15 protein-coding genes are annotated in these 25,833 nt (G+C 71.4%); 7 read left to right on the top strand and 8 right to left on the bottom strand.

Annotated features, from left to right (window positions below):
* The first annotated feature begins 102 nt into the window (after positions 1–102).
* A complete protein-coding gene (locus WS78_RS13045) occupies positions 103–2,667 on the top strand; it encodes a mechanosensitive ion channel family protein (protein ID WP_082717583.1) in 2,565 nt (854 codons plus the stop codon).
* A 345-nt stretch (positions 2,668–3,012) separates the two neighbouring features.
* Here WS78_RS13045 and WS78_RS13040 read toward each other — a convergent pair whose 3' ends face one another.
* Positions 3,013–3,633: a cysteine dioxygenase family protein gene (locus WS78_RS13040; RefSeq protein WP_059575311.1), complete on the bottom strand. Its 621-nt coding sequence runs from the start codon at positions 3,631–3,633 to the stop codon at positions 3,013–3,015.
* A gap of 146 nt (positions 3,634–3,779) precedes the next feature.
* Here WS78_RS13040 and WS78_RS13035 point away from each other — a divergent pair, with 146 nt between their 5' ends.
* Positions 3,780–4,247, top strand: coding sequence for an Lrp/AsnC family transcriptional regulator (locus tag WS78_RS13035; protein ID WP_038744775.1), 468 nt, complete (start codon positions 3,780–3,782; stop codon positions 4,245–4,247).
* Between the two features lie 207 nt (positions 4,248–4,454).
* Here the strand turns inward: WS78_RS13035 and WS78_RS13030 are convergent, their stop codons facing one another.
* From WS78_RS13030 to WS78_RS13020, 3 genes are read right to left on the bottom strand one after another with little or no spacing between them, the layout of a single operon-like run.
* Positions 4,455–5,225 carry an ABC transporter ATP-binding protein gene (locus WS78_RS13030; RefSeq protein WP_059575313.1) on the bottom strand — a complete coding sequence of 257 codons (771 nt, stop codon included), beginning with the start codon at positions 5,223–5,225 and terminating at the stop codon, positions 4,455–4,457.
* 10 nt (positions 5,226–5,235) lie between these two features.
* Entirely contained in the window at positions 5,236–6,948 is a 1,713-nt protein-coding gene (locus WS78_RS13025; protein ID WP_038744777.1) for an ABC transporter permease, read from the bottom strand.
* A complete protein-coding gene (locus WS78_RS13020; RefSeq protein WP_038744778.1) occupies positions 6,938–7,978 on the bottom strand; it encodes a Fe(3+) ABC transporter substrate-binding protein in 1,041 nt (346 codons plus the stop codon). The genes WS78_RS13025 and WS78_RS13020 overlap by 11 nt, the downstream gene beginning before the upstream one ends.
* A gap of 240 nt (positions 7,979–8,218) precedes the next feature.
* Between WS78_RS13020 and WS78_RS13015 the strand changes: the two genes are divergently transcribed.
* Positions 8,219–8,395: a hypothetical protein gene (locus WS78_RS13015; protein WP_038744779.1), complete on the top strand. Its 177-nt coding sequence runs from the start codon at positions 8,219–8,221 to the stop codon at positions 8,393–8,395.
* Between the two features lie 130 nt (positions 8,396–8,525).
* Here the strand turns inward: WS78_RS13015 and WS78_RS13010 are convergent, their stop codons facing one another.
* The 3 genes from WS78_RS13010 to WS78_RS13000 are packed head-to-tail and all read right to left on the bottom strand — an operon-like array spanning position 8,526 to position 12,351.
* Positions 8,526–9,890, bottom strand: a complete 1,365-nt coding sequence (locus WS78_RS13010) for an amino acid permease (protein WP_059575315.1) — start codon at positions 9,888–9,890, stop codon at positions 8,526–8,528.
* Positions 9,887–10,078 (bottom strand): rod shape-determining protein MreB, encoded by a 192-nt coding sequence (locus WS78_RS13005; RefSeq protein ID WP_081989369.1) that lies wholly within the window; start codon positions 10,076–10,078, stop codon positions 9,887–9,889. The genes WS78_RS13010 and WS78_RS13005 overlap by 4 nt, the downstream gene beginning before the upstream one ends.
* Positions 10,075–12,351, bottom strand: coding sequence for an FUSC family protein (locus WS78_RS13000; RefSeq protein ID WP_038744781.1), 2,277 nt, complete (start codon positions 12,349–12,351; stop codon positions 10,075–10,077). The genes WS78_RS13005 and WS78_RS13000 overlap by 4 nt, the downstream gene beginning before the upstream one ends.
* A 380-nt stretch (positions 12,352–12,731) precedes the next feature.
* Between WS78_RS13000 and recC the strand changes: the two genes are divergently transcribed.
* Genes recC through arfB form a run of 4 tightly spaced genes read left to right on the top strand, consistent with a single transcriptional unit; the run spans position 12,732 to position 22,940 of the window.
* Positions 12,732–16,082: an exodeoxyribonuclease V subunit gamma gene (recC, locus tag WS78_RS12995; protein ID WP_059575317.1), complete on the top strand. Its 3,351-nt coding sequence runs from the start codon at positions 12,732–12,734 to the stop codon at positions 16,080–16,082.
* Positions 16,079–19,891, top strand: a complete 3,813-nt coding sequence (gene recB, locus WS78_RS12990) for an exodeoxyribonuclease V subunit beta (protein WP_059575319.1) — start codon at positions 16,079–16,081, stop codon at positions 19,889–19,891. The genes recC and recB overlap by 4 nt, the downstream gene beginning before the upstream one ends.
* Positions 19,888–22,539, top strand: coding sequence for an AAA family ATPase (locus WS78_RS12985; RefSeq protein ID WP_059575321.1), 2,652 nt, complete (start codon positions 19,888–19,890; stop codon positions 22,537–22,539). Before recB ends, WS78_RS12985 begins: the two co-directional genes overlap by 4 nt.
* The gene (gene arfB, locus WS78_RS12980; RefSeq protein ID WP_038744785.1) at positions 22,536–22,940 is read left to right on the top strand and encodes an alternative ribosome rescue aminoacyl-tRNA hydrolase ArfB; all 405 of its coding nucleotides are present in this window, start codon (positions 22,536–22,538) and stop codon (positions 22,938–22,940) included. The genes WS78_RS12985 and arfB overlap by 4 nt, the downstream gene beginning before the upstream one ends.
* Before the next feature lie 221 nt (positions 22,941–23,161).
* On the opposite strand, the gene WS78_RS12975 is transcribed toward arfB, so the two are convergent.
* Complete coding sequence (locus WS78_RS12975) at positions 23,162–24,466, bottom strand: sensor domain-containing phosphodiesterase (protein ID WP_059575322.1); 1,305 nt, start codon at positions 24,464–24,466, stop codon at positions 23,162–23,164.
* Between the last annotated feature and the right edge of the window lie 1,367 nt (positions 24,467–25,833).

The following is a 25,833-nucleotide window of genomic DNA, read 5'->3' as shown; positions in this document are numbered from 1 at the left end:
ACGCGCGCGCCGTCGTTCAGGGCGCGCGCTACCCGCGAAGCGGGCGGCGCATGCGCGCGTTGGGGCTACACTGGCGATCGTCGTCACCACTCCTACGATCGCATGCCGATTTCGCCTCGCTCGCTCTTCGCGCGCGGCGCCGCCGTCGTTCTCGCCGCGCTCGCCGCTTGCCCGTCGATCGCATCGCGGCCGAGCGGGCGGCGATCGACCCCGTCGAGCGCACGCGCCGCCGCGCTCGCGCTCGCCGCCGTCGGCTTCGCGCTCGCCGTCGCGCCGTTCGCCGCGCGAGCGGCGACCAATCCGGGCCTCGCCACCTTCCAGAAGCTGATCGCGCCCGCCGCCGCGTCGGACGCCGCCGCGCCGGCATCGGGCGCCTCAGCCGCGGCGAGCGCGTCGGCGGCCGCGCCGTCGCCGGCGAGCGCCGCCGAGATCGCGCGCTCGTTCGACTCGGTGATCCGCATGCTCGACAACGACCGGCAGCGTACGCAGCTCGTCGCGCAGCTCAAGCAATTGCGCAGCGTGGCGCTCGTCGCGCAGGCCGGGCAGGCCGCATCGGCACCGGCGGCGGCGTCCGGCGCGGCGGGCGCGGGGCTTCTCGGCGCGATCGCGTCGGGGATGGCGTCCGTCGAGGCGAGCCTGCGCGAGCGCGACACGCCGCTGCGCTACTGGTCCGCGCGCTTTCGCGCGGCGGGCCGCGAGCTCTACGGGCTCGCGAGCGGCGCGGGCCCGCAGCCGAGCACGCGAATCCTGCTCGATCTCGTGCTGATGCTGGCCGGCTGGCTCGCGTGCGCGGCGCTGTTGATCTGGGCGCAGCACGGTTTCTGGGCGCGCCACGGCGTCGCGGTCAAGCTCGATCCGAATCCGAGCGCGAAGGAGATGCTGATCTTCGCGTTGCGGCGCGTCGGGCCGTGGATCGTGTCGTTCGTCGCCGTGCTCGCGATCGCGCGCGGGCTGCCCGATTCGCTCGGCCGCACGCTCGCGCTCGTCGCCGCGTACGCGATCGTGTCGGGCTCGGTGTTCGCGTCGCTGTGCCTCATCATGTTCGCGCTGTTCAGCTCGGGCCACCGCCGCGCGGCGGGGCGCGTGCTGATCGCGCGCTCGTGGCGGCTGCTGCGCCTGATCGGCGCGTTCGGCGCGCTCGGCGACGCGGCGCTCAACCGCGACGTCGCGTGGCAGCTCGGCCTCGACCTGTCGAGCCTCGTGTCGACCGCGTCGAGCATGACGGCCGCCGTGCTCTGTGCGTGCTTCGCGGTCGCATACCGGCGGCCCGTCGCGCACCTGATCCGCAACCGCAGCCATGCGCAGCGCACGGGGCATCGCGCGACGACGGAGATGGCCGACTTCGCGGCCACGCTCTGGCCCGCGCCCGTGCTGGTGCTCGCGTTCGCGGCGGTCGCCGGCACGCTGCTCGTCAGCCGTTCGTCGTCCGATCTGCTGCGCACCTCGATCGTGAGCGCGCTGCTGCTCGTGCTCGCGTTCTTCCTGTCGGCCGTCGTGCTGCGCGTCACGCGCCCGAATCCGGTCCACCGCAAGCGGCGCCACCGCTCCGTGTACGTCGCGCGGCTCGTGCGCTTCGCGGGCTCGCTCGCGACGCTCTTCATCTGGCTCGGCTACGTCGAGCTCACGTCGCGTCTGTGGGGCATCTCGCTCGCGCGGATCGTCGAGCACAGCGTCGCCGCGCGCGGGATCGCGCAGGCGGTGACGGCGATCGTCGTCACGCTGTTCGTCGCGTGGCTCGCGTGGATCGTCGTCGACACCGCGATCCTCGAGGCGCTCAGCTCGGCGACTTCGCGCGGCAAGGCCCGCAATCCGAGCGTGCGCGCGCGCACGATGCTGCCGCTCGTGCGCAACGTCGCATTCGTGACGATCGTCACCGTCGCCGCGATCGTCACGGCGGCGAACCTCGGCATCAACGTGACGCCGCTCCTCGCCGGCGCGGGCGTGATCGGCCTCGCGGTCGGCTTCGGCGCGCAGTCGCTCGTGTCGGATCTCATCACCGGGCTTTTCATCATCGTCGAGGACACGATTTCGGTCGGGGACTGGATCGACGTGGACGGCGGCCACGCGGGCACCGTCGAGCATCTGACGATCCGCACGGTGCGGCTGCGCGACGGGCAGGGCGCGCTGCATTCGATTCCGTTCTCGCAGATCAAGATCGTCAAGAACCTGTCGCGCGACTACGGCTGCGCGGTGTTCGAAGTGCGCGCGCCGTTCTCGGCGGATCTCGACCAGGTGACGCGGCTGATTCGCGACGCGGGCGCGGATCTGTGGAGCGACGGCGCGGTGCGCCGGCTGATGCTCGGCGCGGTCGAAGTGTGGGGGCTCGACCGCTTCGAGCCGAACTGGATGATCGTCAAAGGGCAGATCCGCACGCGGCCGCAGCAGCAGTCGACCGTGATGCGCGCGTTCAACGCGCGCATCAAGCGGCGGATGGACGACGCCGGCATCGAGATTCCGCTGCCGCAGATGCACGTGTATTCGACGACGGCGGGCGGCGCCGCGGCCGAGGACGCGACGCGCGAAGATGCGCGCGATCCGGCGCGCGACGCGCGCGACGATATGGGGCGCGGCGGCGAAGGGCGGGCCGCTGGCGCCGAAGGCAGCGGCGGGAAGCGCACCGATGCCCGGGCAGCGGCAGCGGGCGAGCGGGGCGCGAAAGGTGTGTGACGGTGTGTGAGGGGCGTGTCCTGCCGGGCGTGCCGCAGGTATCGGCTGGTGCGATGAGTTGCGGGGGACGATGCTCATGACGGCCGGTGCCGGGCGGGTTCGGATGGCGCGTACGGCTCCGACGGCTCCGACGGCTCAAACGGCTCAAACGGCTCAAACGGCTCAAACGGCTCAAACACGGCGCTCAAACTCAAACGGCTCGATCACGCCGCCGCGCCCCCGTCACCTCCGTTTCACGGCGCGACATGGTCGCGCCCAAGCAACCCCGCATGCTCGGCCGCGAACGCCGGGGCGTCGAATCGCGGCTTCGCCGCGTCGTCCGCGTGGGCACGGGCGATCACGCCCTCAGGCATGCGCGCCGGCGCCGGCCGCGACGACGTCGTTTACGTGCGTCGCCACCCGTTCGCCCGCCACGCCGTACACGTGCAGCGAGATCGCGGGCGCGTCGGCCGGCGCGCCCGCGTGCCCGAGCCGGTGAATGGCCTCGCGCCCCGCGCGGACGTACGACACCGCGCCCGTCGGCCGCGCGTGCCTGCGCGCGTCGACCGCGCAGCAGGCCGCATCGTTCCAGCGGTAGACGATCTCGGTCAGCTTGCCTTCCAGCACCGCATAGCCGCACCACGCATGATGGCCGTGCACCGGGCTCCATTGGCCCGGCTCCCAGACGAGCGACACGACCGCATAGCGGCCGCCCGGATCGGCGGCAAGCAAATGGCGCCGATAGCCCGCCGCGCCGCTCTCGCGTTGCGCGGGCGTGAGGAAGTCGGGCGTCGCGGCGGCTTGCGCGAGCGCGATGCGCAACTCGCGCGCGAACGCCGGATGGCGGGAGGGCGCGGACTCTCGGGCGAGCGAGTCGAACGCCGCGTCGAGCCGCGCGCAGAAACGCTCGATCGCCGACGGCGCGCGCTCGCGCGGTTTCGGATGCGCATCCGGCGCGTGCGGGAGAAAAGAGGCGGCGTGATTCATCGTTGGCTCGGTCGTTCATGTCCCGCGGCGAGGTTGCGCGGGTCCGGTACGTATTTATACCGGTCGACTTGGAGAAAGGGATTCCATATTGTTCCCTCATGCGAACAATGAATAGAATAATTTTCTATTCGCTACGGACTGGGGAAATGGACGCGATCGATCGTAAGTTGCTCGAGCTGCTGCAGGAGGACGCGACGCTGCCGATCGCGGAACTCGCGCAGCGCGTGAATCTGTCGCAGACGCCGTGCTGGAAGCGGATTCAGCGGCTCAAGGAGGCGGGCGCGATTCGCGCGCAGGTCGCGCTGTGCGATCCGCGCAAGCTCGGCGTCGGCACGACGGTGTTCGTCGCGGTGCGCACGAACCAGCACACCGAGGAGTGGGCGGCGCGCTTCACGCAGGTCGTGCGCGACATGCCGGAAGTCGTCGAGGTCTACCGGATGAGCGGGGAGACGGACTATCTGCTGCGCGTAGTCGTCGCCGACATCGACGACTACGACCGCATCTACAAGAAGCTGATCCGCTCGGTGCCGCTCTTCGACGTGAGCTCGTCGTTCGCGATGGAGCAGATCAAGTACTCGACCGCGCTGCCCGTGCGCGACGGCGACGCGCGCTGACTGCCGACTGCCGCTTGCCGACTGCTGACTGCTGACGGTTGACGGTTGACGATCGACAGTTGACGGGGCGGCGAGCCGGCGGCCGTGCGCGATGCCCCGAATGCCGGACGCGGCGGCGCGATGTCCCGCCGACCGTCTGCGCCCGACACGCGTGCCCGACACGCGTGCCCGATGCGCCCGCCGAACGGCGCCGCGCGTCGCTCGCGCTCAACGCCCCCGCTCGAGCGCGCGCCGGCGCTCGTCGGCAAGCGCGTCGCGCCGCACGAAATCCGCGACGAACCCGCTCGCCGGATGGTGATAGAGGTTGTACGGCGCGTCCCACTGTGCGAGCCGGCCGTCGGCGATCACGCCGATGCGGTCCGCGAGCGCGAACGCTTCCGCCTGATTGTGCGTGACGAAGAGCGCCGTGTGGCCCGCCGCCTTCAGGATGTCGCGCACTTCGAACGCGAGCCGCTCGCGGGTGTCGACGTCGAGATTCGAAAAGGGCTCGTCGAGCAGCAGCAGCTCCGGCGACGGCGCGAGCGCGCGGGCGAGCGCGATCCGCTGCTGCTGGCCGCCCGACAACTCGTGCGGATACGCGTTCGCCGCATCGGCCAAGCCGACGAGCTCGAGCATCTGCGCGGCGCGCGCGCGGCGCTGCGCCTTCGGCGTGCGGCGCAGCCCGAACTCGACGTTCTGCTGCGCGCACAGGTGCGGGAACAGCGCGTAATCCTGGAACATCATGCCGACGCGGCGCTTTTCGGGCGGCACGTCTGCGTCGCGGCTCGCGAGCGGGGCGCCCGCGAGCACGATTTCGCCCGCGCGCACCGGCTCGAAGCCGGCGATCGCGCGCAGCACCGTCGTCTTGCCGCAGCCGGACGCGCCGAGCAGGCAGCCGATCGCGCCGCGCTCGAGCGCGAGATTCAGGCGGTCGACGACCGTGCGCCGGCCGCGCGGCGTGTCGTAGGCGAGCGTGACGGCGTTCAGTTCGAGCAGCATGGTGTGCCTTTCAGGGTCCGGATTTCAGTTGGGTGCGCGCGAGCACGATCACGGGCGCGAGGCCCGCCGCGACGATCGCGAGCGCCGCGACCGCGCCTTCCTCGTAGGTGCCGCGCGCGGCTTCCGCGTAGAGCCAGGTCGCGAGCGTGTCGAAGTTCAGCGGGCGCAGGAGCAGCGTCGCGGGCAGCTCCTTCATCGCGTCGACGAACACGAGGAGCGCGCTCGCGCCGAGCGCCGGGCGCAGCAGCGGCAGATGCACGCGCCAGAGCGTCATGCCCGCCGATTCGCCGAGCGTGCGCGATGCTTGCTCGAGCGACGCCGGAATCCGCGCGAGGCCGGCCTCGATGCCGCCCGCCGGAATCGCGAGGAAGCGGATCGCGTACGCGATCACGAGCGCGGCGGCCGAGCCCATCAGCACGAGCGCGTCGCGGCCGAACGCGGCGGCGATCGCGCGATCGGCGAGCGCGAGCGGTGCGAGGAGGCCGATCGCGAGCACCGTGCCCGGCACCGCGTAGCCGACGCTCGCGAGCCGCGCGCAGATGCGGCCCGGCTGGAAGCGGGCGCTGTCGCGCGCGCGTCGCGTCGCCCACGCGACGACGATCCCGCCCGCGAGCGTGACGACGGTCGCGGCGAGCGCGACGGCGAGCGTGTTCGCGAGGCTCGCGAGCAGCTGGCTCGACACGCCGCCGACGAGATGCAGGCGCTTCGCGGTTTCGTGAACCAGATACGCGGCGGGCGCGCCGAAGCCGACGACGACGGGCAGCCAGCCCGCCGCGGCCGCGCCGACGGCGGCCGCGCCGCGCAGCCGCTGCGGCTCGATCGCGCGCATCCGCCTGCCGTGCGCGTAGCGCTCGCGGCGGCGGCCGTAGCGTTCGAGCGCGAGCGCGCCGAGCACGATCGCGAGCATCGCGAGCGCGATCTGCGCGGCGCTCGCGAGATCGGAGCGCGTGACCCACGTCGTGTAGACGGAAACCGTGAGCGTCTGCACGCCGAGGAATTCGGAGGCGCCGACGTCGTTCAGCGTCTCGAGGAGCGCGAGGCTCGCGCCGACCGCGATCGCCGGCCGCGCGAGCGGCAGCACGACGCGAAAGAAGGTTTCGATGCGGCCCGCGCCGAGCGTGCGCGCGGCTTCGACGAGGCTCGCCGATTGCGTGACGAACATCGCGCGCGTGCACAGATAGACATACGGATACAGCACGAAGCCGAGCACGCCGATCGCGCCCGGCAGCGAACGCAGGTCGGGCAGGCGGAACTCGCGGGGGCCGTCGAAGCCGAGCGCCCAGCGCAGCGCGCTCTGCACGGGGCCGATCGGGTGGAGCAGGTCGAGATACGCGAACGCGACGATGTACGACGGCACCGCGAGCGGCAACAGCAGCGCCCACGCGAGCGTGCGACGCCCGGGGAAGTCGTACGCGGTGACGAGCCACGCGGCGCCCGTGCCGACGCACGTGACGATCGCGCCCACGCCCGCGAGCAGCGCGAGCGTGTTTGCCGCGGCTTGCGGCAGCACGAATTCGGCGAGGTGCCGCCAGTGCGACAGATCGGCGCCGAGCGCCGCGCACGCGAGCGCGACGAGCGGCGTCGCGACGAGCGCCGCGATCGCCGCCGCGGCGGCGAGCCAGCCGCGCGCAGCGATACCGCGGACGAACGCGCGAATGCGCGCGTCCACGCGCGAACGCGAACGCGAGCGGCGCGCGGCGAAGGCGTCGACGTCAGTTGTCAAAGCCGACCTTGTCGACGAGCTGGCTCGCGCGCTTGCGGTACTTCGCGATCTCGACGAGCGGCAGCGGATCGACCTTGAGCGGCCCGAAGCCGGCGATCACCGGATCGAGCGCGACGCCCGCGCGCACCGGGTATTCGTAATTCGCCTGCGCGTACAGCGCCTGCGCGGGCGGCGACGCGAGGTATTCGAGCAGCTTCACCGCGTTGTCCCTGTTCGGCGCGTGCTTCGCGACGGCCGCGCCGCTCACGTTGACGTGCGTGCCGCCGCTCTTCGCGTTCGCGAACGTCGGGCGCACGACCTTGATCGCGTCGCCCCACTTGCGCGCGTCGGTGCCGGGCTCCGCGTGCTTCATGTGGCCGACGTAGTACGCGTTCGCGAGCCCGACGTCGCAGATGCCGCCGAGGATGTCGCGCGCGACGTCGCGGTCGCCCCCGGTCGCCTTGCGCGCGAGATTCGCCTTCACGCCGCGCAGCCACTTTTCGGTCGCGGCCTCGCCGTCGTGCGCGATCATCGCGGCGACGAGCGCGGTGTTGTACGGATGCTGGCCCGAGCGGATGCAGACCTTGCCTTTCCAGGTCGGATCGGCGAGCGATTCGTACGTGATCGCGTCGAGCTTCATGTTCTTGTCGACGTACAGCACGCGGTCGCGCAGCGACAGCGCGTACCAGTCGCCGCCCGCGCCGCGCAGGTTCGCGGGAATCGCGTCGTCGAGCGAGCGCGAGCGCACCGCTTGAGTGAGCCCGCCGTCGACGAGGTCGAGCAGGTTGCCGATGTCGACCGTCATCAGCACGTCGGCCGGCGAGCGCGCGCCTTCCGCCTTCACACGCTCGAGCAGGCCGTCCTTGACGAACACCGTGTTGACGGCGATGCCGCTCTGCTTCGCGAACGCGTCGACGAGCGGCTGGATCAGCTTCGGCTCGCGGGTCGTGTACAGGTTGACTTCGTTCGCGGCGTGCGCGGCGGGCGCGGCGGCGAGCGCAAACGCGAGTGCGAGCGCGCGCAGCGGCGGACGGACTGGCTTCAGGAACATGGAGGGCTCCGGCGAAAGACGTGCGATGGACGAACGCTCCGGCAGGCGGGGCATGCGGCCTTCGCGGAGCAAACATTACAAATTGAAAGATTTTGATTGTAATGCGAAACGGGAATGATTCACAAATGCGAGCCGTTTGCAAAAAACTGACGAATCGGGCGGCGCGCGGCCGGCCGCGATGCGCACGCGGTTGCGCGTAGAATGCCGGCTTGACGATTTTTTGACGGAGCGCAGCAGGCGATGAACGACCCGCGCAGCAAGAAGAATCCGGTTTTCGGCGTGGCGATCCTGATCGTCGTGGTCATCGGGCTCGTGATCGGCACGGTCCTGTACAACGCGATTTCGCAGAAACGCGAATACGACGAAGCGCATCCGCAAACGTCGTCGGCGCCGAGCGCGGCGTCCGCGCACGGCTGAGCGCCGGCGGGCGGAGGCGGCGCGCCCGCGCCTGCGTGCGCTTGAGCGTCTGAGCGTCTGAGCGTCTGAGCGCCGGCGGGCGCACGCCGTGCGCCGGCGTTCGGCCGCGCGCGGGCGTTCGGATGTCGCGTCAGCGCGCGACGGCCGCGAGCCGCGGCCGGATGCGCGTGTAGAACACGAGCGCGAGGATCGCGAGCCACGCGCCGCCGACGAAGAGCGCGACGCGCGTGTCGTCGAAATAGCCGAGCATCGCGATCACGAACGCCATGAACGCGATCGTGAGCGCCGGGCCGAGCGGCCAGAACGGCACCTTGAACTTGAGCGCGGCGGTCTCGGCCGCGCTGAGCCGGCGGCGCATCGCGACCTGCGACAGCAGGATCATCAGCCAGACCCAGACCGTCGCGAACGTCGCGATCGCGGCGACCATCAGGAACACGTCCTTCGGCATCAGGTAATTGAGCACGACGCCGACGAGGAGGGCGCCCGCCATCACGAGCACCGTGACCCACGGCACGCCGCGCGCGGACGTCGCGGCGAGCGCGCGCGGCGCCTGGCCCTGCAGCGCCATCCCGAACATCATCCGGCCCGCGCCGAAGATGTCGCTGTTGATCGCGGAAATCGCCGCGCTGATCACGACGAGGTTCAGGATCTCGGCCGCGGAGCGCACGCCGAGCGCCGAGAAGATCTGCACGAACGGGCTGCCGCTCGAGCCGACGCCCGTCCACGGGAAGATAGACATCAGCACGACCATCGTCAGCACGTAGAAGAGCAGGATGCGCACCGGCACGGCGTTGATCGCGCGCGGAATCACGCGCTCGGGCTCCTTCGCCTCGCCGGCGCTCATCCCGATCACCTCGATGCCGCCGTACGCGAAGATCACCACCGACAGCGACGCGACGAGCCCGCCCATGCCGTTGGGCAGGAAGCCGCCGTGCGACCACAGGTTCGCGACCGACGGCGCGCCGCCGCTGCCGAGCTTCATCCCGGTGAAGAGGATGGCGGCGCCGCCGCCGATCATCGCGACGATCGCGCCCACCTTGATGATCGACAGCCAGAATTCCAGCTCGCCGAACACCTTCACGTGGCACAGATTGAGCCCGCAGATGATCGCGACGATCGCGAGCACCCAGATCCACTGCGGGACGTCCGGAAACCAGAAGCCCATGTAGATGCCGAACGCGGTGATGTCGGCGATCGCGACGATCACCATCTCGAGCGTGTAGGTCCAGCCGGTGACGAAGCCCGCGAACGGCCCGAGGTTCTCGGTCGCGTAGTGGCCGAACGAGCCGGGCACGGGCTCGCGCACGGCCATTTCGCCGAGCGCGCGCATCACCATGTAGACGGCCGCGCCGCCGAGGATGTACGCGAGGATGACGGCGGGGCCCGCCAGCTGGATCGCGGACGCCGAGCCGTAGAAGAGGCCCGTGCCGATCGCCGAGCCGAGCGCGAGAAAGCGGATGTGCCGCGCGCTCAGATGGCGCTGCAAGTTCTTCATCGTGTCTCCGAATGATTGGTGTCGTCGGCCGGACGAAGCGGCCCGGCGCTCGCGCCCGTGAAGTTGTATAGACAACTTGGCGCGGGAAAGATCATACCAATCGGCGCGCGTGCGCAGTAGTCAGGGAATCCCTGAGTGCGTGCGCGGCGCGAAACGGTGCAGGGGAAAGGGGGACGCGGGCGACTCACTCGGGCAGGCGGATCACGCTCGCGTCCTTGCGGATCAGCAGCGACGACGCGAGCATCTGCTTGCACTGATGCGCGAGCACCTTCAGGTCGTGCGCGAGATCGGCGCTCGCGTCCGAGCGCTCGGCGTCGACGACCATCGAATCGAGCTCGCGCGCCAACTGCTTGCTCGTCTCGGCCTGGTTCGACGGCGGCGGCGCGCCGGCCTCCGCCTGCTCGAGATGCTCGCGCACGGCGGCCATCCCGCGCTCGAGCGCGGGCGGGTTGCCTTGCTCGCACGCGTGGCGCAGCAGCGGCGCGGCCGCGGTGATCTGCGCGCCGAGCACGTGGGTTTGCACGAGCAGGTCGTTCAGCTCCGGCACGAACCTCTGGTGCGCCTTCGGCTCGAGCATCATCCGCTGGAACGCCTGGCCGAGGTTCGCGAACGCGATGTGCACGTTCTTGCGCGCGAGCCGGTACGGGTAGTCGCCGTCGAGGCCGGGCGCCGCGGCATCGACGACGGCCGCGACCGCTGGCACGGCCGCCGCGCCGTCGGCCGCGGGCACGGCGGCCGCCGTCTTGCCGCGGCCCGCGCGCCACGTCGCTTCGAAGTACTTGCGGGTGGTCGTGAGCGTGTCGGCGACGAGCTTGCCGATCGCGCGGTATTCCCAGTACGGGAACAGCCGGCTCGCGGCGATCGCGATCATGCAGCCGACGACGGTGTCGATCGCGCGCTCGCCGATGATCCGCATGTTGCCGGGCGCGAGCAGGTGGAACAGGAGCAGCACGTACGACGACGTGAACACGACGCTCGCCGCGTAGTTGAAGAGCAGCAGGCTGTAGCTCATCACCATCGACGCGAACATGAACGCGATCAGCACGTGCGGCTCGTGGACCGTGTAGATGAGCGCGAGACTCGCCGTGCAGCCGATCAGCGTGCCGACGATACGCTGCACGTTGCGCTGCTTCGTCAGCGAGTAGCCCGGCTTCAGGATGATGATGCTCGTCATCACGATCCAGTACGCGTTCGTGAGCGGCAGGAGCCGCCCGAGCCAGAAGCCGACCGCGACCGCGATCGTCACGCGCAGCGCATGCCGGAAGCTCGGCGAGCCCATGTTCAGGTTCGAGAAGATGAGCAGCGGCGACATCCGGCGCTTCTGCAGGAAGCGCGTGAGCGCCTTGTCGATCTTCAGCTCGGTGCGCTGCGCGTCGGCGCTGCCCGACAGGTTGCGGCGCATCTTGTCGATCAGGCGCGTCGCGCTCCAGATTCGGCGGAAGGTCGCGAGCACGGCCGCGTACGCTTCCGGGTTGGTCGCCGCGAACTGCTTCTTGCGCATCAGCTCGATCTCGTATTCGATCGCGCGCAGCTCGGCCTTCACGCTGATCCGCGAATGCGGCAGCCGGTTCTCGAGCACCGCGAAGCCGATCTCTTCCAGATCGGCGGCGGCCTTGCGGATCAGGTCGCGGTAGAAGATCATCAGATCCGAGCCGCCGAAGGTGCTGCGCACGAGCGGGTAATCGGTGTGCGCGCCGACGAACATCTCGTGCAGGTCGACGCTGTTGATGAACAGGTTGAACATCATCGTGCGGCCCGGATCGAGCTTGCCGCGGCGCAGCTTCGGCAGGTTGCGCAGCACGATGTCGCGCGCGGTTTCCTGCGTCTCGACCGCGGTGATCTGCTTGGCGACGAGATTGCGGTAGCACTCGTCCAGGTCGGCGTCGAGATCGTAGAAATCCGCGCGCGCGAGCAGGTACGACGCGCATGCGAAGAGGCTCTCGGCGAGCGCCTGCTGCTCGATGCGGCGCGCCTGCCAGCGCGACACGAGCGTCGCCCAGTACGTGTACCAGAGCCCGCCCGCGAGAATCCACGACGCGTTGACGAGCGCCTGCAGCGGCGTGAACTTTTCCTCCAGCGTCATCACCATCATGAACAGCGTCGCGAAGCTGATCTGCGGCCAGCGGTTGCCGTAGACGACGATGAGCGACAGCATGAACGTGAGCGGCACGATCGTGAGCCACAGCGCGAAGATGTTCGGCGTCGCGAGCCCCGTGGCGAGCGCGGAGAAGAAGCCGATCACGCTGCACGCGAGCATTTCGTTGTGCTTGTACTTGAGCGGGCCCGGCATGTCGACGACGCATGCGCCGAGCGCGCCCGTCGCGATCGTGAAGCCGAGCTCGCGGTCGTGCAGCACGATGAGGCTCAGCACCGCGGGCAGCGAGACGCCGAGCGCGATCCGTAGGCCGCCGAAGAAATACTGGCTGTAGAAAAACTTTCTGATTTCGACCGAATAGCGCATCGATGGGCGAGTGAGCTGGCGACGGGGCGTCGGGGTGTTCTGGTTGGCGACGAGTCTATCGTATTTCCGCGTCGCGAAAGCCGCGTTTCGGGGCCGGGCGCCTGATGTTCGCGCGTTCGGGCTCAGACCGCCGGGCGGGCTGCAGGTTCGGCGCGTCGCCGGCGCGTCGGGCCGCGACGGCGCGCGGGCACGGGCCGGGATTCGGCCGGGCCGCGCGCGTCGCGCTTGCCGATGCGGCAACGGCGCGGGATCGAGGCGTGGATCGAAGCTGGATCAAAGCGCGGATCGGCCGATCGGCCAGGTTTTCGCGCGCTTCGCGCTTTGCTATCCTTGGCTCCTCGACTGGCCGGCCGTCCATCCGGCGTCCTTTGCTCCGTTTCATGCTCCATCTCTTCTACTCGAACCGCCACGAGACGCTTGCCGACGCGCTGCTCGACGATCTCGCCGTCGCGTCGGACGGCGCGGGGCCGTGGGCCGCGCAGCAGGTGATCGTGCCGAGCGCGGCGCTGCGCCGGCGGCTCGAGCTCGACATCGCGAAGCGCCACGGCGTGTGCGCGAACCTCCGCTTCAGCTATCTCGCGCAATGGCTGTGGGCGCAGATCGGCGAAGTGCTGACGGTTCCCGTGCATTCTCCGTTCGCGCCCGATCGCCTCGTGTGGCGCTGCTACCGGCTGCTGTCCGGCGACGGCGCGCAGCCCTGGCGCGCGTCGCCGCGGCTTGCCGCCTATCTGGCCGCGGCCGACGCGCCGATGCGCCACGAGCTCGCGCACCGGGTCGCGACCGTGTTCGACCACTATCTGACGTATCGTCCGGAGTGGCTCGCGCAATGGCAGGACGGCGAATCGATCTTCGCGCTCGAAGGCGCGCCGCGTCACGGCGGCGAGGCCGCGCGCGACGACGAGGGGTGGCAGGCGGCGCTCTGGCGGGCGCTTCTCGCCGAGCTGTCCGACAGCGGGATGCCGCCCGCGCACCGGTTCTTGCGCGACGTCGGCGCGCTCGGTTCCGACGTGATCGCGCAGGCCCGAGCGAAGTGGCCCGAGTCGGTCAGCGTGTTCGCGCTGCCGACGATGCCGCCGCTGCACGTCGCGCTGTTGCGCGAGCTGTCGCGTTGGATCGACGTGCGCATCTACGCGCTCAATCCGTGCCGCGAATTCTGGTTCGACATCGTCACCGCCGCGCGCGCCGAGTCGCTCGACGCGGCCGGGCAGCTCGACTATCAGGAAGTCGGCCATCCGCTCCTCGCCGAATGGGGGCGGCAGACGCAGGCGCAACTGCACATGCTGCACGAGCTGACCGAGAGCGCGGCGGCGAGCGACGCGTCGCGCTACGCGGAGAATCCCGCGCCGACGTGGCTCGCGCGCGTGCAGAACGCGATCCTCGACCTGCAGCCGGAGGACGCGCTCGGCGCGCGCCCCGCCGAGCGCGGCATCGAAGTGCACGTGTGCCACAGCCTCGCGCGCCAGCTCGAGGTGGTGCACGATCGGCTGCTTGCGTGGTTCGACGCGGACCCGAGCCTCGCGCCGTCGGACGTGCTCGTCGCGATGCCGGATCTCGCGGCGGCGGGGCCGCTCGTCGACGCGGCGTTCGGCACCTCGTCGGGCTCGGACGCCGCGCGCATCCCGTATCGGATTACCGGCTTGCCGCCGTCGCAGGCGAATCCCGTCGCGCGCGTGCTGCTCGATTGGCTGGCGCTGCCCGAGCGCAACGTCGGCGCGCCGGAGCTGGTCGAATGGCTGCGCGTGGATGCGATCGCCGCGCGCTACGGCATCGACGCGGCGGCGCTCGAGACCGTGCAGACATGGCTCGCCGCGTCGGGCGCGCGGCGCGGGCTCGCGCCCGACGCGGCGCAACAGGCGGGCGCGGACGCCGCCGTGCCCGCGCCGCGCCACACGTTCGCCGATGCGCTCACGCGGCTCTTCCTCGGCTACGCGATGCCCGACGGCGCGGCGCCCGTTGCCGCGTGGCTGCCGATCTCCGGCGCGGAAGGCGGCGAGGCCGAGCTGCTCGGCCGGCTCGCGCGCTTCACCGACGACCTCGACGGTTTCGCGAAGCGGATCGCCGCCGATCTGACGCCGCAAGGCTGGGGCGACGCGTTCGCCGATGCGCTCGCGCGCTTCTTCGATTCGGGCCCGGCGTTCGCCGATGCGTTGTCCGGCGTGCGCGACGCGCTCGATGCGATGCTCGCCGCGATGGCGGAAGGGGCGGGCGACGTCGAAATGCCGGCCGCCGTCGTGCGCGCGGGCCTTGCCGCCGCGCTCGACGATCCGGCGCGCGGCGGCGTGCCGTGGGGCGGCGTCACGTTCTCGTCGCTCACGAGCCTGCGCGGGCTGCCGTATCGCGTCGTGTGCCTGATCGGGATGGACGACGGCGTGCTGCCGAGCCTCACGCGCGCGGACGAATTCGACTTGATGGCCGTGTTCGCGAAGCTCGGCGATCGGCAGCGCCGCGACGACGAACGCAACCTGTTCCTCGATCTGCTGCTCGCCGCGCGCGACCGTCTGCTGATCGCGTACACGGGCCGCAGCATTCGCGACAATGCGCCGCTGCCGCCCGCGGCGCTCGTCGACGAGCTGCTCGACCATCTGGCGACCGTGTCCGCCGGCCCGGACGCATCGCCCGATGCGATCGAAGATGCTCGCCGCGCCTACGTGATCGAGCATCCGCTGCAGCCGTTCTCGGCCGAATACTTCGCGCCGGGCGGCGCGCTGTTCACGTACGACGCGTCGCGCGCGACGCTCGCGCGCCTGCTTGCCGAAGGCGCGCAGGCCGCGGCGCGGCCGTTTTTCTCGACGCCGCTGCCGGCCGAGCCCGCGGAGCCCGTCGCATTCGCCGATTTCGAGCGCTTCTGGCGCCATCCGGCGCGCTCGCTGCTGCGCGCGCGGCTCGGCATCGTGCTCGCGGACGCGCAGGCGGAGCTCGTCGATATCGAGCCGTTCGAGCTCGATTACGCGGGCAGCGACGCGCTCGCCGAACGCGTGCTGCCGCTTCTGGTCGAGACGGCCGACGCGGCGGCGTTCGAGCACGCGCTGCGCGTCGCCGACGCGAGCCCCGAGGTGCCGGGCGGCGCGACGGGCGCGGTGCGGCGCGACCACGAGCTCGACGCGCTCGCGCAGCTCGCGGGCAACGTGCGACGCGCGCTCGCCGACGGCGCGACGCGGGTGCCGTTCGCGTTCGAGATCGCGCCCGTGTGGCCCGCGGCGGGCGATGCGCCGTGGTTCGGCGCACACGATGCGGAGCTCGCGCCCTCCGCGACGCGCGAGCCGCTGCGGTTGCACGGCGCGCTCGCGCGGCTCACGCCGGCGGGGCAGGTGATCTACCGCTATGCGCGGCCGGGCGCGCGCGACTATCTGTCCGCGTGGCTCGCGCATCTCGTCTACTGCACGATCGATCCCGACGGGCCGCGCCGCACGCTGTGGTTCGGCAGCGGCGATACGTTCGAATTCGCGCCCGTCACCGCGCCGATCGAGCGGCTCGCGCCGCTCGCCGCGCTGTTCCGCGCGGGCCGCCGGATGCCGCTCGCGTTTTTTCCGAGAAGCGCCTGGGCGCTCGTGTCGGAGAGCGAATCGAAGGCGGCGGGCGTATGGATCAACGATCGCGTCGCGGGCGAGGCCGACGACGCGGCGCTCGCGCTCGCATGGCGCGGCGCGAATCCGTCGCTCGACGAGCCGTTCGGCGCGCTCGCGCACCTCGTGTTCGATCCGCTCGTCGAGCATCTGCGGAGGGCGTCATGAGCCGCGCCGCACCGGCCGCCGCGTTGCCGCGCGAGCTCGACGTCTTCGCGTGCCGGCTCGACGGCGTGAACCAGATCGAGGCGTCCGCGGGCACCGGCAAGACGTGGAACATTTGCGCGCTGTACGTGCGCCTGTTGCTCGAAAAGGATCTCGGCGCGGACGAGATTCTCGTCGTCACCTTCACGAAGGCGGCGACGGCCGAGCTGCACGAGCGAATTCGCGCTCGCCTCGCGCAGCTCGCGCATGCGCTCGACACCGGCGACGACGGCGGCGATCCGTTCGTCGCGCGCCTGTTCGAGACGACGCTATCGCCCGAATGCGGCCTCGATCCGCAGACGGCCGCCAAGCGCGTGCGTCGTGCGCTGCGCGCGTTCGATCAGGCGGCGATCCACACGATCCACGCGTTCTGCCAGCGCGCGCTGCAGGAAGCGCCGTTCGCGGCGGCGATGCCGTTCGCGTTCGAGATGGAGGCGGACGACGGCGCGCTGCGCTTCGAGCTTGCCGCCGACTTCTGGCGCACGCGCGTCGAGCCGGTCGCGGCCGCGCATCCGGCGTTCGCCGAATGGCTCGTCGAATACGGCGCGGGGCCCGCGGCGCTCGACGCGCAGCTCGCGCGGCGGCTGAAGAAGCCGCTCGCCGAGCTGCGCTGGGACGGCTTGCACATGGCCGACGACGACGCGCCCGCCGCCGCGCGCGCGCACTTCGACACGGCGGCGGGCATCTGGCGCGACGAACGCGGCGCGCTCGACGCGCTGCTCGCCGACGCGCAGCCGTCGCTGAACCAGCGCTCGCACAAGCCGGAAGCGGTGGCCGAGGCGCTCGACGCGTGGGCGCGCTATTTCGAGCAGGCGAGCGCGGTGGCCGCATTGCCGCGCGCGGCGCTCAAGCTCACGCAGGCCGCGCTCGAGAAGGCGACGAAGAAGGGCGGCGCGACGCCGCGCCACGCGTTCTTCGACGTCGCGCAGGCGCTCGAGGCGGCCGTCGCGGCGGTCGAGGCCGCGCAGCGTGGGCGCTGGCTGGCGCTCGTCGCGCAATGGCTCGACACGGCGCCCGCCGAGCTCGCGCAGCGCAAGCGCACGCGCCGCGTCGTGTCGTTCGACGATCTGCTCACGAACCTGTATCGCGCGCTCGAAGCGCATCCGTGGTTGCGCGAGACGCTGCGCGCGCGCTATCCGGCCGCGCTCATCGACGAGTTTCAGGATACCGATCCGCTGCAGTTCGCGATCTTCGACACGATCTTCGCGCCCGTCGGCCCGCTCTTTCTCGTCGGCGATCCGAAGCAGGCGATCTACAGCTTCCGCGCGGCGGATCTGCATACGTATCTCGCCGCGCGCGCACGGGCATCCGCACGCTACACGCTCGCGGTGAACCAGCGCTCGACGCCCGCGATCGTCGACGCGTGCAACCGCGTGTTCAGCGCGAACCCGCGTGCGTTCGTGCTCGACGGGCTCGATTACGAGCCGGTGCGCGCCGGCTCGCGCGTGCGCGCGCCGCTCGCCGACGCGACCGATCCGCTCGCGGGCGCGGGCGATTTCCGCGTGTGGACGCTGCCCGCCGGCGACGACGCGCTGACGAAGCGCGACGCGCAGCGGCGCGCCGCGCATGCGTGCGCGGCGGAGATCGCGCGATTGATGCGCGGCGCGCGCGAGGCGACGCTCGGCGGCGAGCCGATCGCGGCGTCCGATATCGCGGTGCTCGTGCAGACCCACAAGCAGGGCAGCCTCGTGAAGCGCGTGCTGGCCGCGTGGGGCATCGGCAGCGTCGAGCTCGCGCAGGCGTCGGTGTTCGCGACGATCGACGCCGAGCAGCTCGAACGCGTGCTCGCCGCGATCGACGCGCCCGGCGATTTGCGGCGCCTGCGCTCGGCGCTCGCGTCCGACTGGTTCGGGCTCGACGCGGCGGCGCTCTGGCGCCTCGAGCAGGGCGATGCGGCGCAGGGCGATGCCGAAGGGGCCGAGCGCGACGCGAAGGCGGGTGACGCACGACAAAGCGACGGCCGCGCGCGCGCATCGGCGGGCGCATCCGCGAAGCCTTCGGCGGACGCCGACGCGATGGGCTGGGTCGAGCGCTTCTCGCGCTACCGGCTGCTGTGGCGCGAGCGCGGCTTCGCGGTGATGTGGCGCACGCTCGCCAACGAGCTGCGGATCGCCGAGCGGCTGATGGCGGGCCCCGACGGCGAGCGGCGCGTGACCGACATCAATCATCTGGCCGAGCTCACGCAGGCGCGCGCGTCCGCGCAGCCGGGCATCGCGCCGACGCTGCGCTGGCTCGCCGCGCAGCGCCTCGAAGGCGGCGGAGACGACGCGCAACTGCGGCTCGAATCCGATCGCAACCTCGTGCAGATCGTCACCGTGCACAAGTCGAAGGGGCTCGAATACGCGATCGTGTTCTGCCCTTTCCTGAACGACGGCGGGCTGCGCGAGCCCGGCGGCTCGGGCTTGCCGGACGCGCGCGAGTATCACGACGAAGCGGGCGGCGCGGTGCTGCATTACGGTTGCGACGACGAGGCGGCCGAGCGCGCGTCGCGCGAGGCGATCCGCGAGCAGGCGGCGGAACGCGCGCGGCTCGTCTACGTCGCGCTCACGCGCGCCGTCTATCGGTGCTATCTGGTCGCGGGCACCTACGTATCGTCGCGTTCGACGAAGGAGGCGCGGCGCAGCGTGCTGAACTGGCTCGTCGCGGGCGCGGGACGCGATTTCGATGCGTGGCTGAAGGAGCCGCCCGAAGACGCGGAGCTCGCCGAGCGCTGGCAGGCGCTCGCGAGCGGTCCGGTGACGCTCGGCCCGCTGCCCGTGCCCGCGCATCGCGAGCCGCTCGCGGCCGGGCACGACGCGAGCGCGACGCAAGCGGCGCGGCGCGCGACGCGCGGGCTGAGAGACGCATGGCGGATCGCGAGCTTCAGCTCGCTGACGTCGGCGATCGCGCGCGAGGAAAGCGGCGTCGCGAGCGTCGCCGACGAAGAGATGCGGCCCGATCACGACGCGCTCGCCGACGCGCCCGATGCGGCGGTCGACTCGGGCGCGCCCGATGCCGTCGCGCGAGCGGCGGCCGCGGTCGCACCCGAGCCCGCGGAAGACGACATCCTCGCGTTTCCGCGCGGCGCGGCGGCGGGCGAATGCCTGCACCGGCTTTTCGAGCTGAGCGATTTTTCCGACGCGTCGACATGGCCGGCGGCCGCGCTGCGCGCGCTGCACGAGCGTCCGGTCGAAGCCGAGCTCGCGCTCGCCGAGCGGCTGCCCGCGATGATGACGCGGCTCGTCGCCGATCTCGCCGCCGCCGAGCTCGTGCCGGGCATGCGCCTGGCGGCGCTCGATCCGGCGCGGCGCCTGACGGAAATGGAGTTCCTGTTCCCGGCGCCCGCGCTCGATTTCAACGCGTTGCGGCGATTGCTCGCCGCACACGGCTATCCGGACGTCGCGCTCGAAGCGGGCACGCTCGCCGGATTCGTCAAGGGATTCATCGACATGATCGTGGAGCACGACGGCCGCTTCTGGATCGTCGACTGGAAATCGAACCATCTCGGCACGACGCCCGACGCGTACGGTGCGCGCGCGCTCGACGCCGCAATGGCGCACCACGCGTATCACCTGCAGGCGCTGCTCTATACGGTCGCGCTGCATCGCTATTTGCGCGTGTGCGTGCGCGATTACGACTACGACACGCACATCGCCGGCTACCTGTACCTGTTCGTGCGCGGCGTGCGGCCCGACTGGCGCAGCGGCGGCGCGCCGGCCGGCGTGCATGTGCGCCGGCCGGCGCGCGCGCTGGTGGAGGCGCTCGACGCGCTGATGCGCGAGGGGGCTGCATGACCACGGTCGACGATCGCTTCGCATGGACGGGCGGCCTCGCCGACCGCTTGCCCGAGCCGGCCGATTTCGGGCTCGCGCTCGCCGAGGGCTTCGCGCGCCGCATCGGGATGCTGTCGCGCCGCCTGGGCGCGCCCGCGGCGGCGGCGCGCTGGGCGGCGCGCGCGGCGTTCGCCGCGAGCCGCGCGACGGCGGCGGGGCACGTGTGCGTGTCGTTGCGCGCGCTCGCGCAGCGCTACGACGAGCCGTTCGACGACGTGCGCGACGCGCTCGCCGCGAGCGGCGTGACCGCGTTCGGCGCGATCGCGCGCGGCGGCGAGTGCCCGCTCGTCGTCGATCGCGACGCGCGCCTCTATCTCGCGCGCTACTTCGAATACGAGACGCGCCTTGCGAGCGCGCTCGTCGCGCGCAGCCGTCTCGCCGGCGACGCATCGTCGGGCGGCGCCGGCGGGCTCGCATCCGACGCGCCCGATGCGCTCGGCGAGCGGCTCGCCCGCTATTTCGGGCCGCAGAAGGAGCGGGGCGTCGACTGGCAGCGCGTCGCGGCGCTCGTCGCGCTCACGGGCCGCGTGACGATCGTGAGCGGCGGGCCGGGCACCGGCAAGACGACGACCGTGGTCGGCGTGATCGCATGCCTGCTCGATGCGCATCCGGACTTGCGAATCGCGCTCGCCGCACCGACCGGCAAGGCGGCGCAGCGGATGCAGGAGGCGCTGCACGCGCGCGCCGGCAGCCTGCCGGCCGAGCTCGCGACGCGCCTGCCGCAGACGTCCTATACGTTGCACCGGCTGCTGGGCGGCGGCCCGAACGGGCGCTTCGCGCATCACCGCGACAACCCGTTGCCGTACGATCTCGTCGTCGTCGACGAGGCGTCGATGATCGACGTCGCGCTCGCCGCGCACTTGCTCGACGCGCTCGCGCCGAACACGCGCCTCGTGCTGCTCGGTGACAAGGATCAGCTCGCGGCCGTCGAGGCGGGCGCGGTGTTCGCGGAGCTGAGCGCGCAGCCCGCGTTCAGCGCGACGGCGTGTGCGGCGATCGCGCGCGCGCTCGGCATCGGCGAGGCCGAGTTCGCGGCGGCGCTGCCGGACGGGTTCGCTCGCGGCGCGGCCGGGACGACGCACGCGGAAACGGGCGCCGATACGCGCGCGGTTTCGGTCGATGCGGACGCAACGGCTTTCGCGTCGGCTGGCGACGCCGCTCGGGCTGCGCGAGCGGCGGCCGCCGCTGCGTCGGCCAAAGCCGTTTCGGTATCCGCGCCGAGCGCGGCGTCGCCACGCGCGGGCCGGCGCGGCGGCATGCGCGGAACCAAACAGGCCGTCGACGACGCGCAGGGATCGCTGTTCGCATTCGACGACGAAGACGTGCCGGGCGGCGATACGCCGGGCACCGATCAGCCGGGCGGCGGTGCATCCGCATTCGTCGACGATCCGCGAAATCGGCGCAACACGCCGCAGTCGCACTCGCCGTCGGGCCCGCAACACGTTCATCGCGTCGAGCACGCAAAGGGCGCGCAGGCGAAGGCCGAGGAAGGATTCCCCGACGGCTTGCCGTGGGGCGCATCCTTTGGCGAGCCGGCCGCGTGGATCGACGCGGGCGAACTCGCGTGGCTCGACGACGCGGATTTTCCGGCGCCCGAACGCGCATCGACGAATACCGCATCCGATGCGCGGCGAACCGCAGCGGCCGCCGATGCAGGCGAGCGCACGCGTGCCGGTCGACTGACGGTCGCGAGCGTCAAGCCTGACGCCGAACCGGAAGAGGCGATAGCGACGATGCCCGCCGGGCCCGCATCGTCGGCGCTGCCCGCCGTCGCGCCGTTGACCGACTGCGTCGTCTGGCTCGAACGCAATTATCGTTTCGGCCTCGACTCGCCGATCGGCAGACTGTCGCTGGCGATTCGCAGCGGCGCGGTGCAGGACGCGCTCGATGCGCTGTCGACGGAAGACGACGCGGCCGCGCGCTTTTTCGACGATGGCGGCGCGACGCTGTCGGCCGCGACGATCGAGCGGCTCGCGCAGGGGTTCGCCGGCTACGCGGCCGCGCTGCGCGACGCGCTCGCGACGGCCGAGCCCGATCCGCTGCCGCTCTTCGACGTGCTCAACCGCTTTCGCGTGCTTTGCGCGACGCGCAGGGGCGGGCGCGGCGCGGACGAGGTCAACGCGCTCATCGCGGCCGAGGTGCGCCGCGCGGTGCGCGTGCCGCTCGCGATCGGCGCGCACTGGTTCGCGGGGCGGCCCGTGATGGTGACGCGCAATGATTACGCGCTCGGGCTGTTCAACGGCGACATCGGCATCGCGCTGCCCGACGCGCGCGGTGCGCTGCGCGTCTGGTTCCGCGGCGCGGACGGCCGCGCGCGCGCGGTGTCGCCCGCCGCGCTGCCGCCGCACGACACGGCGTTCGCGCTGACCGTCCACAAATCTCAGGGCTCGGAGTTCGACGACGCGGCGCTGATTCTCCCGGCGTCGTTCAACCGCGTGCTGTCGCGCGAGCTCGTCTATACGGCGATCACGCGCGCGCGTTCGCGCGTGCAGGTGATCGGCTCGCGCGCCGTGCTCGCGCTCGCGATCGCGACGCGTACGGCGCGCGACTCCGGCCTCGCCGCGCGGATCGCCGACGCGCTGCGTGCCCGACAGGAGGCGGCGCGATGACGCTGCATTACGCATTCTCGCCGGACGAAGTCGAGCTGAGCGCGGTGCGCGCGCAAGGCGCGGGCGGGCAGAACGTCAACAAGGTGTCGAGCGCGATTCACCTGCGCTTCGACATTCGCGCATCGTCGCTGCCCGATGAAGTGAAGGCGCGGCTGCTTGCGCGTTCCGATCAGCGGATCACGCGCGAGGGCGTCGTCGTCATCAAGGCGCAGGAGTACCGCACGCAGGAAAAGAACCGCGCGGCCGCGCTCGCGCGGCTCGACACGCTCGTCCGCGGCGCGGGCGTCGCGCCGCGCAAGCGGGTCGCGACGCGGCCGACGCGCGCGTCGAAGGAACGCCGGCTTGCGGAGAAGAGCCGGCGCGGCGAGGTGAAGTCCGGGCGCGGCAGGGTCATCGAATGAACGCGTTCGGCCTTCCGGGTGCGGTGCGCCGTTTGCGGTCGGCATGCGCCGGCCGTTAGCGGTCATGCTCGGCGCGATGGCGGCGGGCAAATTCGCGCAACCGCCGTTTCGCCGATGTCGCCGCATGCCTCGAGCGGCGGCGCGTGCATCCCGAAGACCCTCGTCCCGTGCGCCGAACGCGATGCGCGACCGTGTCGCCGTGCCTGGCCCTCGCCCCAGCCCTAGCCCTCGCCCTCGCCGTAGCCCTCGTCCTCGCCCGACGACGAGAAATCGAAGTCGACGCAGAACACCTTCAGCGTCGTTTCGAGATGGATCGCGACGGCAGCCGTGTAGCAGTCGCGGCCGTCCGTCAGCGAGAAGTGCGGCCCCATCAGCGCGACGCGTCCGGGCACCGCGATCGCGCGCTGGAAGTACGCGCGCCGCGACCAGTTGCTGTGCAAGTCCGGCAGCAGCGGCGCGAGCCGGCGCGTCGTCGCGTCCGGCGCATCCGGCGTCTCGGCCGTGACGGACGGCTCGATCTGCTCGCCGTTCGCCTCCACGATGAACACGCGCCGCACGATCGAATTCGTGAGCAGCCGCTGCGCGGTGCCGCGCAAATTGCGGGTCTGCGTATAGTCGGCGGCGCCTGTGAGCACGATCCGCTCGATCGTGTCGAAGCCGGGGTGCACGGCGTCGCTGCGCCGCTCCTTCGCGCGCTCGGCGAAACGCTTCCACGCGGCCTCGATGCGCGCCGGCGCGTCGCTGCGCGCGCGCTCGATCGACTGATCCGGCTGGCCGAAGCAGAAGCCCTGGACGAAATCGACGTCGGCGTCCATCAGGATCTGCAGCGCGTCTTCGTTCTCGACGCCTTCCGCGAGCACCATCGTGCCCGCATGGTGCAGCATCGTGACGAGATGATGGACGATCCGGTGCGCGTCGCTTGCCGCGAGCGATCGCTCGAGAATCGAGCGGTCGAGCTTCACGATGTCGGGCTTCATTTGCCAGATGCGATCGAAGTTCGAGAAGCCGGTGCCGAAATCGTCGATCGCGATCAGGAAGTCGCCGTGCTGGATCATGTCGAGCGTGCAGGCGAGCGCGGCCTCGTTGCGCGACGGCTGCTCGATCACCTCGAGCACCACGCGCGTCGGCGGCAGCTTGAAGTGCGCGCAGAGCGCCTCGATGAATTCGCGCGGCGCGACGCCGGCGTCGAACATCTGCGGCAGCACGTTCAGGAACAGCCAGCACGTGCCCGTATCCTGCGCGGCGAAGTTCGCGGCATGCAGGCAACGTGTCATCCGGTCGAGCAGCATCGTCTCGCCGCGCGCCTGCGCGCGCGCGAACAGCGTGTCGGGCGAGATCGGCGCGCCGTTCGCGTCGGTCGCGCGCACGAGCGCCTCGTAGCCGACGACGCGCTTGTGCGTGATCGAAATCACCGGCTGAAAGGCGCTTGCAAGGGCGACATCGTGATATTGCGCGCACCAGCCATCGTCGCAGCGGGCGAGCTGCGAGAGCAGGCTTTCGAGTGAGAGCCCCTGCGTTTTCGGCATGTTGTCAGCTTCGCCGCTATGAGCGGAAAACGGCGCGCATCGCGCGGCGGACGTGCGCGCGAGCGCTGGGGAAGGCCACGCGGCGAAAGACGATACGCGTCATTTCTGCTGTCCGGCGGGGAATTGAATCGAGTGTAACGAATGTCGGTGGGTCTTGCGCATCGGGGATACGCTTAACCCGGCGTCGCAATGTCGCGTCGCGGGCCGGGCGAGCGCCGGCTCGCGGCGGCCGACGAGGCGCGCGCACGAAGCGGCGGCGAGCCGGCGGAGGCCGGCGGGGCGGGGGATTCCGACATCCGTGCGGCGTCGCCGGAACGAGGGTATTCGCGGATTTTCCGTGGCGACGGGCGAGGCTGCGCGCCGATCGAGGCGAATCCGACTCACCAGTCGGTTCAGACGGGCGACGCCGGACGCACGTCGGCCGCGCACTGCGGATCGGGCCGCGCGCCGTCGGCCGGCTGACAAACGGTTGCGCGTGCGCCGCGGGTCGGCGCATTCACTGCTTGCAGCGCGCGTTTGCTACCGGTGCCGGGCTGCAGCGCCCGATCATTCGCTTGTCGGGCGAACCATGGCGTCTGAAACATGAGGGATCGTCGCGCGCGGACGACATTCGCGACTCGCCGGCCGTCCGGCCCGCCGCACGCGCTGTGTCGCGTCGCACGCCCGGCCGTACCGCCGTACCGCCGTACCGCCGTACCGCCGTACCGCCGTACCGCCGCAACGGCGCAACGGCGCAACGGCGCAACGCCGGCCGGCGTTGCCGCGCGGCATCCGACTTTCGTTCGACTGTCAGGCCACGCCGTTTCGTCGAACCTGAACGCCGGGAACCTGCTCGATCACGCCGATCGCGAGCGCAGCGCCGAGTAGCGTGCTCGACCGGCCTTCAAGTTTCGCGAACGACCTCCGCGCCATCCACTGACGACGCGGCACGCCACGCCGTTTCGTCGAACCTGAACGCCGGGAACCTGCTCGATCACGCCGATCGCGAGCGCAGCGCCGAGTAGCGTGCTCGACCGGTCTCCGAGCTTCGCGAACGACCTCCGCGCCATCCACTGACGACGCGGCACGCCACCCCGTTTCGTCGAACCTGAACGCCGGGAACCTGCTCGATCACGCCGATCGCGAGCGCAGCGCCGAGCAGCGTGCTCGACCGGCCTTCAAGTTTCGCGAACGACCTCCGCGCCATCCACTGACGACGCGACACGCCACCCCGTTTCGTCGAACCCGAACGCCGGGAACCCGCTCGATCACGCCGATCGCGAGCGCAGCGCCGAGTAGCGTGCTCGACCGGTCTTCGAGCTTCGCGAACGACCTCCGCGCCATCCGCCGACGACGCGACGCGACGCGATGCGGCGTGCCGCCCGGTT

Source organism: Burkholderia savannae (genome assembly GCF_001524445.2).
GTDB lineage: Bacteria > Pseudomonadota > Gammaproteobacteria > Burkholderiales > Burkholderiaceae > Burkholderia > Burkholderia savannae.
This window is presented reverse-complemented; position numbering and strand designations above follow the sequence as displayed.